Below are 11387 nucleotides of genomic sequence, written 5' to 3'. Positions count from 1 at the left end.
GATCGCGGAAAACTACCGCCGCTTCCCGTACATGCGGAAGCTGAAAGCGCTGCTCGACGCCGGAACGATCGGCACGGTGTCGACTATCGACGTTCAGTTCTATCGGTACCACCACACGCAGCGCAACTATACCGTCAGCCTGCTGGACGATATCGCGGTGCACCATTTTGATCTGATGCGCTATTTGACCGGGAAGGAGGGCGTCCGGATTTTTGCCCGGAATTTCAATCCGGTCGGCAGTTGGAGCGGGAAGCCGGCGAACATTAATTTGTACGCTTTTCTGGAGATGGAGAACGGGATCGCGGTAAGCTATACCGGATCGATTACGTCCCGGGGCGAACAAACCGAATGGGGCGGAAATTGGCGAATCGAAGGGACGACAGGCGTCATCGAAGTGAAAAATAAGGAGCTGCTTCTGTTCAAGGAAGGCGCCGTCACCCGTTTCGACGATTACAGCGACGTTATGGCAACGGATACGGTCACCGAGTTCCTGGATTCGCTGCGCGAAGGTCGGGAAAGCGAGACGAGCGGACGCGATTACCTTCGGACGCAAGGGCTGGTGTATTATGCGGCCGAATCGAGCCGCGAAGGCCGGGCTCTGGATATTCAGCCGCACCGCATATAAAATGAAGACGAGAGCACGATGTTCTGTAGATGATAGCGGCGTGCTTAAGGAGGAACTAAGGTGAGAATCGATGCGCACCAGCATTACTGGAAGCTGGAACGAGGAGATTACGGCTGGATTACGCCGGAGATGAGCGCGTTGTACCGGGATTACGAGCCGCACGATTTGGAGGCTCATTTGGCGGCAAACCGGATCGACCGGACGATTGTCGTTCAAGCGGCGCCTACGTTGTCGGACACGGACTATATGCTGGAACTGGCCGGGCGATCTGAACGCATTGCCGGGGTCGTCGGTTGGATCGATCTGGAGCGCACGGATTACCGGGAGCAGTACCGGAATTTTAAGCGGTATCCGGCGTTCGTCGGATTTCGGACCATGATTCAAGAGATGGAGCGGGCGGAAGACATGCTCCGGCCGCACATTGTCGAGGCGATGCGATTTTTTGCCGAGGAAGACTTTCCGGTGGACCTGCTGCTGAAATCGCATCAGCTGCCGGCGGTGCTCAAGCTGCTGGAACAGACGCCGAACCTGCGGGCGGTGATCGACCATATCGCGAAGCCGCAAATCGCCGCAGGCGAATGGGAGCCTTGGAGCGCTCAATTGGCGGAGGCCGCAGCATCCAACCCTCGGCTGTACTGCAAACTGTCGGGAATGGTCACGGAGGCGGACCACCGGAATTGGAAGCCGGAGCAGATCGTCCGGTATGTGAGACATGTGGTGTCCGTTTTTGGCACGGATCGGGTCATGTTCGGCAGCGATTGGCCTGTCTGCCTGCTGGCGGCAAGCTACGATCAGGTCGTGGAGCTGCTGGACAGCGCGGTGCCCGACGGGCTCGGGGAATCGGAGAGGGAAGCCGTCTTTGGCGGCAACGCCCTTCGATTTTACAAGCTGGAGCATCTGTTGGTAAGCGGATCGTAAAAACGCAGGTGTAGCATAGAAGAGACACGTGTCCTATGGCGCGGTCTCTTTTTTTACAAACAGTCCTTGACTTCCCCGGCATCGGGGACAGCGTTCTTGACGAAAGCTTCGGCGTGGGCTATGCTTCCTTGAAGATATTTTGATGCGGGAGGGACGGCTCGGATGGCACAGTCTTACGAGAACAAGCTGTATATCGGCACGATTTTGCTGGAACGGAACCGGTGGGCGGCGGAGCGCAAGCCGTCCTATGCGGTCAGCGATTGGCAGGAACGGTTTCGCGAGGACGGCTTCGACGGCATGGAACTGTGGGAAAATCACGCGCTTCTGGCGGACGAACGGGAGCAGGCGGTGCTGGAGGCTTCGGGTTGCGTAGCGATCGTCAATTCGTATATCGGATTCGAGGATGGCGATGAGGCGGAGAGGAAGCGTTATGAGGCTGCGGCTCTGGTGAAACGGCTGCGCGCGCCCGCGGTGAAATTCAATCTCGGTGCCGATCCGGCCCAGCTTCCGGTTTACCTGGCCAACGTCAAGCGCTGGGCGGAGCTGCTGCCATCAGAATGCCGAATATTGTGCGAGTGTCACCCGGGGACGGTCGCGGAGCATCCCGATGCCGCGGCGGAAATGCTGCGCCGGTTAGGGAACGGGCCGTTCCAAGCGATCGTGCATCCGTTCTACTGCTTGGGAGAACTCGGAGATTGGTTCAAAAAGCTCGGGTCCGCGATTACTCATGCACACGTGCAGCTTCGCGACGGGGACAGTCATTTTATCCGGTTAAGCCGACGACCGGAGCTCGTGAAAGACCGGCTGGATTTGATGAGACGCATAGGCTTCCGCGGTTCGTTTACGCTGGAATTCACCGAGGGAGTCCGCGTGAATGAAGACCGGGAAGCATTGTATGAAGCGGCGCTCGAGGATTTGCAAATTTTGCGTAACCTTTGGAGCGGAAATCCGTCTTAAAGATTAAAGAGAGGCTGGAGGGGGCGAAAAGATCGTGGTAAAGGGGCAGAAGAATTTTTATAGGAGCATGCAGCCCGTTAAATTTTGATAAGGGAGGAAAATACGTGGGACTAGCCATTTCCATAGCACTTTCCACACTTGAGACGGTTACGATATTTGTTCTGATAATGGTATCTTTCCGTTATCGACAATCCTATCGTCTTTTGGCCGTCGCCAGTCTAGGGCTCGTTCTTGCCGTATTCTCTCTGTGGGCGCGAATGGTTCTTATGCAGCCAATATTCGACAATATATTTCAATTACTTGCCATGTACATATACTTAAAGTTCGTTTATCGAATTCGTTGGTTCGATGCTTCGATTATGTTATGTTTTGGATGTTTGATGTACTTGTTGCTTCAGGGACTGGTTGTACTTTTCTTTAAGATAGGGTATGGTTATTTTTTGGAAGATTACCACGATATCACATCGTATCAAACATTCATGCTGCAGATGGTTACGTTCCCCCTTGGGCTTGGAATAGCATGGATTATCAAAAAGAAAAATGGAGGCTTCACTTTTATCTCCAGTCACATGCGGAGAAGAGCGAAGTGGACCGGAATCAATCGAAGCATTCTCGGAAGCCTTATCTGCAGTGGGGTGCTTCTAATTGTCGGTTTGATTTCCACTGGATATGGCAACCAACTTACTTATTACACATTTTTTTCGTTTCTCTTCATTTTTTTTGTTTATTTGGTGTTACTTTTTTATCGAAAAGACTATTTGGAATAGAACGAGCGCGCTTCGCTTGTACGAGAAGGCGCGCTTATCCTTTCAACGATCTCCTCTATTCTTGCAATTGCTCCGCCAGAAACTTGATCAATCCGTGCTCCGCATCCTGGGAATATTCCCACACCATGGCGCCGGCCAAATCCTTTTGTTGAATGTAAGCAATTTTGGCCTTCAAAGCTTCCTTGTCCTCGTACGAAATGAACGTCTTGCCGTCGTACAGGTAAGCGGCCTTGGCGTGATCGTCGTAGTAACGTTTGAAGCCGTTCTTGCCGATGTAGTTCGCTTCGAGCGTTTTGTAGCTCAAGTCCACCTTGTCGATGTCGATCGGCTTGCCCTCCGCAAATAATCCGTCGCTATCGCTCTTGACCTCTTCCCAGCCGTAGGAATAAGCCGGAATGCCCAACAGGAGCTTCCGCGGATCGATTCCGTGCTCCAGATACATCGTGATGACGGCGTCAACGCTATGTGCCGTTTTGCTCCCCGCATCGGCGTACAGATTGGAGTTATAGCCCGTTGTTTGCGACCAGCGTCCAGTTAGGTCATAGCTCATCACATTGATGAAATCGACATATTTCTCGACCTTCTTGACTTCGACGTTCCGGAAATACCAGTCCTGGGTCCCTGAAGCGAAGGTCAGCAAATATTTTTTTTGTTTCTTATGCGGCAGCCGGTTCAGCTTCTCCCGGAGCTCCTTCATGAGGTAAGTGAAGTTTTGCGTATCCTCGGGCCGGGATTTCTGCGTATTCCATGCATCCGAAGCCGGGTACTCCCAGTCGATGTCGATGCCGTCCAAGTCCAGCTCTTTCACCATAGCGACGATATTGTCCGTAAATTGCCCGCGGTTCTCCGCCAGACTCGCGTCCGAGAAGCCGTCGGCTCCATAGCCGCCTACGCCCAGCACAAGATTCGTTTGGCGGTTATTCGCCCGGAGCGTCTTGATATTTTCTTTGATTTCGGCATCGGCAGCAGGGTCCGTGTGGAAATAAAGCCGGTTTTTATCGATCTTCGCAAAAGCGATAAAGGCGATATCGACACGCGGATTCGAAAGGTTGATCCGATCGATGCCGCTTCCGCTCGGAACGATATAGACCGAAGTGATTTTACGATCGCTGGTTTGTTGCTGGACGTAGAAATATACCCCCATTCCTGCGATCAGCAGGACGATAAAGATCTTGGTGTAGATGCTGATTTTCATGTGCATTAGCCTCTTCCGCCGAATAATACGCGCGTCACGAATTTATTGAGATTCAATATTTTTACGACGATGTAGCTGATGACGAACACCATGCCCAGATTGAGCAGCAGCGTGAAGACGGTTTCCGGAGCGGACCCTTCGCTTTCCACCCTGCGGGAAATCGTCAGCTCAACCAAAAGATGGATCAAATAAATACTAAAGCTCGCCTTGGCTATGGAGCCGATCAGCCTCTGAAGCTTGTAATTCAGCTTTTCGCCCAACACAGCGTTCTTCTCTTGAAAGTATAGAAACAGTCCGACCGCCATGAAAAAGGTCGTAATCGAATAATTGCCGTAGAACACTTCGTCCAGTACCCCGCTATAAAAGGAAGCAAAATAAGTCGCAACCGGCGTCACGAAAAAAGAAACGACTCCGATATTAAACAGCAGCGACTTCACTTTCGCAGGCAGCTCGTAATGGAAGAGATAGTATCCGAGAATGAAATAACCGAGATATCCCATAAATAAAGGGATGTTCAGGATCGGGACATAGATGCTTTCGGAGGCGACCCGGAACACCATATCCGATATGAAACGGTAGACGATGCTTATCGCGAACCAGAGGGTCAAATAATACCGCAGTTCCTTTTCCGAACACGCTTTGACGAGCCGGCTGACCAAGGGCACCGTGACATAGATGGCGATGATCGCGTACAGGAACCACAGGTGTATGTAATTGCGGTCGATGATAAGCCGATAGACGAAATCGGTAAAAAACTGAAGGATCGTCAAGTTGCTCTTGAGAATAAAATATTGGTTGTAGGCATCGTAGATGAGCGACCAGCTTACGAGCGGGATGGCCAACGGGACGATGCGCTTCTTATAAAATTCCTTGTAGGAGGAGACTTCGATCCGCAAAATCATGGCCCCGCTAATCATGAAAAAGACGGGAACCGCAAATCGGGCGATCGAATTCAGCACATTGCTGATCCACCACGATATCGTATTAAAATCATTCGTCCGTGTCAGCAAATCCGCAGTAATATGCAGGATGATTACGGCGAGAATGGAGATGATCCGCAGCAAGTCGATGTAGATGATGCGGTTGTTTTTCATTAGGTTGTCCATAAGCATCCTCCTCCGAGTCAGTCGTCAATGAATTGCAGGGGTTCAGCTAATGGAAGCGACGCCTTTCCGCTCCACGTATCCCCAGCCTTCGTCGTTATCGAAATATTTGAGCGTTCCAACAATATTGATATACAGTACGACGTTCCGGTACGTCAGCAGCTCCGCCTGACTGAAAAGGAACATGCGGATGTAATCTTTCATCGTGTAGGTGCTTCCGAATTTTTTGCATAGGTAAAAGGCGATGATCATCTGCACCGCATTGACGGCTACCGTAATGGCGAACAATACCAGCGCATGCCCCAAGCTTTGACGGCTTATCAGCAATTGAACGATATAAATCAAACTGGTGAAGGCGGTAATTGTGCCGAGAACAAATCCGTCGATGGCAAAAAACAGACTGACGCCCCGGCTAAAGTGATGCGAGAGCTTGGACCAATAAAGGAGGATGCAGTCGACGAACGCTTTTTGCCAACGAATCCGCTGCTTGTAGAAATTGGCCATATTTTCCGGGCATTCGGTATAGCAGACCGCTTCCGGCGCGTAGACGAGCTTTTTGGCCAACCGGTTGGCTTTCATATATTCGTGAATCTTCAATGTAATGTCGATATCTTCGCCGACCGTACTGCGAAAGCCGTTCACCCGGACCAGAATATCCTTGTAAAACGCGCCGAACGCGCCGGAGATGACGACGATGGAATTAAAGACGGATTGCGTCAGCTTCCGAACGTAGAAGCCATGGATATAGTTGATGATTTGGGTCTTGATGATTCCTTTTCCCGTAAATTTCTCGACGATGACGCCGTTCTTCTTCTCCGCGCCTTGTACGATCTTCACCGTGCCGCCCAAGGCGATCACGTCCGGGTCATGGAAATATTGGCTCACGTACTGCAGGGAACGGGCTTCAAGCATACTGTCGGCATCGAGCGTAATCACGATGTCGGACACGGCGTAATCAATGCCTGCGTTCAGCGAGTCGGCTTTGCCGCCGTTATGCTTGTCGATGACGAAAATATGAGGGTACCTCGCAGATTGATAGAAGTCTTTGACCGGTTTGTAGACAAGCTGTCCGCCGGGCTCCCGGTGCCGGGACTCCAGAACTAACAGCTCCTGCAGCTTCGACAGCGTATCGTCCTTGGAACCGTCGTTGACGATAATCACCTCGTGATTGCGGTAGTTCAGGCCGTTCATCGCATCGATGCAATTTTTGATCGTCAGCTCTTCGTTGTAGGCGGGAACCAGCACCGAAATGGACTTCTCGGTCAGGCTTTCGTCAAGCTTCTTCACCTTGCCGAACAACAAGGGAATAACCGTGTACAACAGCTGGAAGACAAGGAACACGATCGTTGTGACATACAAAACGTACTGCATCTCCTACTCCCTCTACTTTCTTCTTTATCTCTGTTTTGCGTTGCGGTGAAACGGCTGCCTGTTTGGCCTAGGACTAGGTTTTTCCTGTAAAATTTAGTCCTTTTTAGCTATCATAGTGGACGATCCATTTCGTGTAAAACTGCTACAAATTTCAATAAAACGAATACATTGCTATTTTTCTGCGGGAATCTCCTAATACATCCATTTTCTTCATGGATCATACTCACAAGATTTGTTAGTTTAGTTTATTTTTTCTTGACTTTTTTAGAGGGAAGTTTGCTTGGTTGCTGTTGTAGAAAGATGTAGAAAGATGCCGTTTTTCGGCTGGGGGCGGGCCGCCGGAGATGAGGAACAGGGCTAATGGGGAAGGAATGCTGCTGAGTCTCACTGCGGGGCTATCGGTCTCTTGAACGTTATTGGGGGAAAGAAACGACATGCATGCATAGCCGCCTTCCTTCGGACGGATACTTTACCTATCGCTGCCTGAAGCGAAGGAGGTGTGGCATGAAAAAGTTGTTGCTTTCATTATGGATCGTTCTTCTATGCGCTTTGTCCGCCCCGGCGAGTGCGCAAGAGGGGAGTCTGCCGGTTCCTTACAGCCAGGAAGATATCGACATGCTTGGCGGTCCACAGGGCGCTTACCAGACGGAGGCTTACCGCTCGGGACGAGGGGGCTACTCCGGCGGCCGAAGGGGATATACGCCGGCGCCCGGCGCAAGAACGCCCGCAGACAATGTCCGGAGAACCCCGGCAACTCCGGCACCGGGAACGGCGCCGCCTCCTGCCCGGGGCGGGTTGGGCGGCATCCTTGGAGGTTTTGCGGCTGGCGCGCTTCTCAGCAGCATTCTGAACCCGTTCGGCTTGTTCGGAGGAGGGGTCGCACCAGTACATGGGGGGTTCTCGATTCTCGGCATCCTTTTTTGGGGCGTGGTCTTGTTCTTTTTGTACCGCATGTGGAAAGGGTTCCGAAAATCCTCATAAATCAAGCGCAAAAGCGAGCTGCACCGGCTTATCTTCTTTGGGGCTTTCCGCTTGCGTCGGCTTGGTTCCGATCGCAGGCAGGTACTCAGGAAGGCTATACCTTTCAAGAAGGCGGGTAAGCTGCATTCGGATCTGCTCCCGGTACGCTTTGGGCGCGGTCGGGGAATGTCCGTACCAATCGGCATACGAGCCGACCAAGCGGGGATATGCTTGCCGGATCGTCCCGAAAAACCACGATTTCACTTCGGACGTGTTCAAGCGGAGCACCGATCCCATCACGAAGCACGCTTTGGCTTCGGCGGCTTGCTCTACGACCTGCTCCATTTCTTCCAGCTGGTCGGTCAGGAAGGGCAGAATCGGGGCCATAAAAATTCCGGCTTCGATGCCTTCCTGCCTTAACCCTTGAAGCGCCTTGAGCCGCTGGGCCGGAGCGGGAGACATCGGCTCGAAGCTGCGCCAAATACGCTTATCGAGCGTATTCAGGCTGATGTTAACCGAGCTTCCCGGCAGCTTGCGGAGCAAATCGATATCGCGCAAAATCAAGGGAGAGCGCGTCGTTATGCTGACCGGCAGCCGGTAGGTAACCAGCACTTCGAGACATTGGCGCGTGAGCTTCAGACGGCCCTCGAGCGGTTGGTAAGGATCCGTAGCCGTGCCGATCGCGATTCGGCCCAGCCTGCTTCGTCCGCCCTTGGCGCGCAGCATGCGTTCGACTTGCGCTTGCAGCGCTTCCGGCGCATTGTCTTTGTACAGGATGTGATGCTGAAACGTATCGTCGGCTTCCATGCCGAGGAAGGCATGGGTCGAACGGGCATAGCAAAAGCTGCAGCCGTGCTGGCAGCCGCGGTACGGATTGATCGACCAATCGAACGGCATGGACGGGGCTTTAACGGGATTCAGCAGCTGCTTGGCGCGGACAGGCTCGTATCGGGTTTGCGTCGGCAAGGCGAACACCTCCATATTAACGGATACGCGAATATATGTTCTGTTTGTTAGGTTAAAGTATACATGGGAACAAATGTTCCTGCAACTGGGAAACAAAGGAGGAGTTGCGATGGCAAGAAGACGCAGCCGCACGCCGGTCGTGCCCGGAGCGAATCAGGCGCTGGACCGGCTGAAGTCGGAGGTTATGCGCCGGGAAGGCTATGCCGTCGATCCAAACCGCCCGGATTTGGTGAAATACGAGGTGGCCAAGACGCTCGGAATTCCGCTTAGCCCCGGAAATAACGGTCAGCTCTCGACCGAACAAGCGGGCAAGATCGGCGGACCGATCGGCGGAAGCATGGTGCGCGAGATGGTTCGGCTCGCTCAAGAACAGTTGGCTAAACGCTGACCCGCAGAACAACCACATGAAATTCAAGTTCCATCCGAAAGGGCCGGTCATGAAGTGACCGAGCTCTTTTTTGCCGTGCTGAAAATTAGGCGGATGTCGGAGAAGATGTTCGTTGCGGTAACTATTCTTCATTTATAAAAAAAATGTCGAATAATATCGAAATATATTGAAATGATTAATTAGTCATTTGTTGAAACAAGCGGAAATTGCAGTATTTATCGGATTTCAACAGCGAAATCGTGACGGGCGGATGTCGGTTTTTGTTGTCGGAATATGTCCCTTTTGTGACTAGTGATTTTTTTCACAGTGTATTTCTTCCATTGCGATTACAATGAAGGCAATCCCAATACGAGGAGGATTGTTTCAATGAGTACGATAACGGAAGCCAGCGTTCAAAGCGCGCGTCCGACCCGGTTTATGGACGCGGTGGACCGTCTCAAGGAAGAGCACGACGCCTTAAAAATCCGGCTGTCTGCGGTGCAGGCCAAGGCTCAATCGGTCGGAAAGATGAAAACTGTTCCGGAAGCGATGGCGCTTCTCCAGCAGCTGCGGGAGGAAATTACGGATTTCCGCACCGAATTGGACCGGCATGCGACCTGGGAGGAGCGGGAGCTGTTCCCTTTACTGTGCAGTTACTTCAATAAATATTCCGGTCCATCCATGATGCCGTCCTTTTGGGTAATGGAAAAAGATCACGAGCTTGCGGAAACGTTCATCGATTCTTTCATCGAATCGGTAGACCGGCTTACCTTGCCGACCCGGGAAGCCATCCGGGAAACGAGCTCGCATCTGATTCAGGCTTGCCTCATTCTGAACGAGCACCTGAATCTGGAGGAAGACGTCGTCTACCCGATGGCCGATCAGATCCTTGATGATATCGATAGTTTATTTTCTTAATATAAAGCTTTGATTCAGGCCAAAGGAAGGAGGATGCCGATGAATCTTATCACCTGTGAGCAATGCGGCAAGACGAAGGGCGAAGGCCCGAAAGGCACTTCATGGATTTGCAACGACTGCCGCGTAGTTCCACAACCAAATTCTGGACGAATAAGCCCAGAACCGCCTATACTATTGTTAAACGACACGAATGGAGGAAACATCAATGGCCGTTAAAGAAGTGAAAGCCGACGCAAAAGCAGCCGCGCTCGAGGAAGTAAACAAGCTCGTAGCCCGGGCAAGAAAGGCGCAAGAAGCATATCTGAAGCTGGATCAATCCCAAGTGGATGACATTGTGCAGCATATGGCGCTTGCCGGGCTCGACCGTCATATGGTATTGGCGAAGATGGCGGTGGAAGAAACCGGCCGCGGGGTATACGAAGACAAAATCACCAAAAACATCTTCGCGACCGAGTACATCTACCACAGCATCAAGCATAACAAGACGGTCGGCGTGATCGATAACAATCCGTACGAGCATTACAAGACGGTGGCTGAGCCGGTTGGGATCATCGCCGGGGTTACGCCGGTCACGAACCCGACGTCGACGACGATGTTCAAGTCGCTGATCGCCGCCAAAACGCGCAACCCGATCATCTTCGCGTTCCATCCGTCGGCGCAGCGCTCCAGCGTCGCGGCAGCCTCTACGCTGCTGGAAGCGGCCGTGAAGCACGGAGCTCCGGAGCACGCCATTCAGTGGGTAGAGAATCCGTCCGTAGAGGCGACCCAGCTTCTGATGAATCATCCGGATGTAGCGCTGGTGCTCGCAACAGGCGGTTCCTCCATGGTCAAAGCGGCGTACAGCACCGGCAAGCCGGCGCTTGGCGTAGGGCCGGGTAACGTTCCTTGCTTCATCGAGAAGACGGCTGATCTGCCGCAGGCGGTAACGGACCTGATTCTTTCCAAAACATTCGACAACGGGATGATTTGCGCTTCCGAGCAAGCGGTCATTCTGGAAGAGCCAATTTACGAGCAAGCCAAAAAGCTGATGAAAGAGCTGGGCTGCTACTTCCTGAACGCCGAAGAAACCGAAGCGGTATCGAAGTTGGTCATCAATCCCGAGAAATGCGCGGTCAATGCGGTCATCGTCGGCCAACCGGCCGCCAAGATCGCAGCCATGGCCGGCCTAACGGTACCAAACGACACGAAGGTGCTCGTAGCCGAGCTGAAGGGCGTAGGCGACGCCTACGCCCTTCAGCTC

The 11387-nt window shown here is 52.5% G+C and carries 12 protein-coding genes; 8 read left to right on the top strand and 4 right to left on the bottom strand.

Features of this window, described 5'->3' with window-relative positions:
• From QJ48_RS34300 to QJ48_RS34285, 4 genes are all read left to right on the top strand, one after another.
• Positions 1-625, top strand: a 625-nt coding sequence (locus QJ48_RS34300; protein WP_162238609.1) for a Gfo/Idh/MocA family protein, incomplete at its 5' end; no start/stop codon positions are given.
• 60 nt (positions 626-685) lie between these two features.
• Positions 686-1543: an amidohydrolase gene (locus QJ48_RS34295; RefSeq protein WP_054977753.1), complete on the top strand. Its 858-nt coding sequence runs from the start codon at positions 686-688 to the stop codon at positions 1541-1543.
• 162 nt (positions 1544-1705) lie between these two features.
• Positions 1706-2500 carry a sugar phosphate isomerase/epimerase gene (locus QJ48_RS34290; protein WP_054977752.1) on the top strand — a complete coding sequence of 265 codons (795 nt, stop codon included), beginning with the start codon at positions 1706-1708 and terminating at the stop codon, positions 2498-2500.
• Positions 2501-2604: 104 nt separating this feature from the next.
• Positions 2605-3267, top strand: coding sequence for a hypothetical protein (locus QJ48_RS34285; protein WP_054977751.1), 663 nt, complete (start codon positions 2605-2607; stop codon positions 3265-3267).
• Between the two features lie 55 nt (positions 3268-3322).
• Here the strand turns inward: QJ48_RS34285 and QJ48_RS34280 are convergent, their stop codons facing one another.
• The 3 genes from QJ48_RS34280 to QJ48_RS34270 are packed head-to-tail and all read right to left on the bottom strand — an operon-like array spanning position 3323 to position 6936.
• Positions 3323-4462: a glycoside hydrolase family 18 protein gene (locus QJ48_RS34280; RefSeq protein WP_054977750.1), complete on the bottom strand. Its 1140-nt coding sequence runs from the start codon at positions 4460-4462 to the stop codon at positions 3323-3325.
• Between the two features lie 5 nt (positions 4463-4467).
• Positions 4468-5568 carry an acyltransferase gene (locus tag QJ48_RS34275; RefSeq protein ID WP_054977749.1) on the bottom strand — a complete coding sequence of 367 codons (1101 nt, stop codon included), beginning with the start codon at positions 5566-5568 and terminating at the stop codon, positions 4468-4470.
• A 42-nt stretch (positions 5569-5610) separates the two neighbouring features.
• On the bottom strand, positions 5611-6936 hold the full coding sequence (locus QJ48_RS34270) for a glycosyltransferase (protein WP_054977748.1): 1326 nt from the start codon (positions 6934-6936) through the stop codon (positions 5611-5613).
• A 504-nt stretch (positions 6937-7440) separates the two neighbouring features.
• Here QJ48_RS34270 and QJ48_RS34265 point away from each other — a divergent pair.
• Complete coding sequence (locus QJ48_RS34265) at positions 7441-7917, top strand: hypothetical protein (RefSeq protein WP_054977747.1); 477 nt, start codon at positions 7441-7443, stop codon at positions 7915-7917.
• Here the strand turns inward: QJ48_RS34265 and QJ48_RS34260 are convergent.
• Complete coding sequence (locus tag QJ48_RS34260) at positions 7912-8871, bottom strand: radical SAM protein (RefSeq protein ID WP_237763156.1); 960 nt, start codon at positions 8869-8871, stop codon at positions 7912-7914. The two genes, QJ48_RS34265 and QJ48_RS34260, sit on opposite strands and share 6 nt — an antisense overlap.
• Before the next feature lie 100 nt (positions 8872-8971).
• Here QJ48_RS34260 and QJ48_RS34255 point away from each other — a divergent pair, with 100 nt between their 5' ends.
• The 3 genes from QJ48_RS34255 to QJ48_RS34245 form a co-directional block, all read left to right on the top strand.
• The gene (locus QJ48_RS34255; protein WP_054977745.1) at positions 8972-9250 is read left to right on the top strand and encodes an alpha/beta-type small acid-soluble spore protein; all 279 of its coding nucleotides are present in this window, start codon (positions 8972-8974) and stop codon (positions 9248-9250) included.
• A gap of 366 nt (positions 9251-9616) precedes the next feature.
• Complete coding sequence (locus QJ48_RS34250) at positions 9617-10147, top strand: hemerythrin domain-containing protein (RefSeq protein WP_054977744.1); 531 nt, start codon at positions 9617-9619, stop codon at positions 10145-10147.
• 190 nt (positions 10148-10337) lie between these two features.
• Positions 10338-11387, top strand: a 1050-nt coding sequence (locus tag QJ48_RS34245; RefSeq protein ID WP_272948185.1) for an aldehyde dehydrogenase family protein, incomplete at its 3' end; no start/stop codon positions are given.

Source organism: Paenibacillus sp. A3, assembly GCF_001399685.1.
Lineage (GTDB): Bacteria > Bacillota > Bacilli > Paenibacillales > NBRC-103111 > Paenibacillus_G.
Note: the sequence above shows the minus strand (reverse complement) of the source record. Positions and strands in the feature narration are given on the sequence as shown.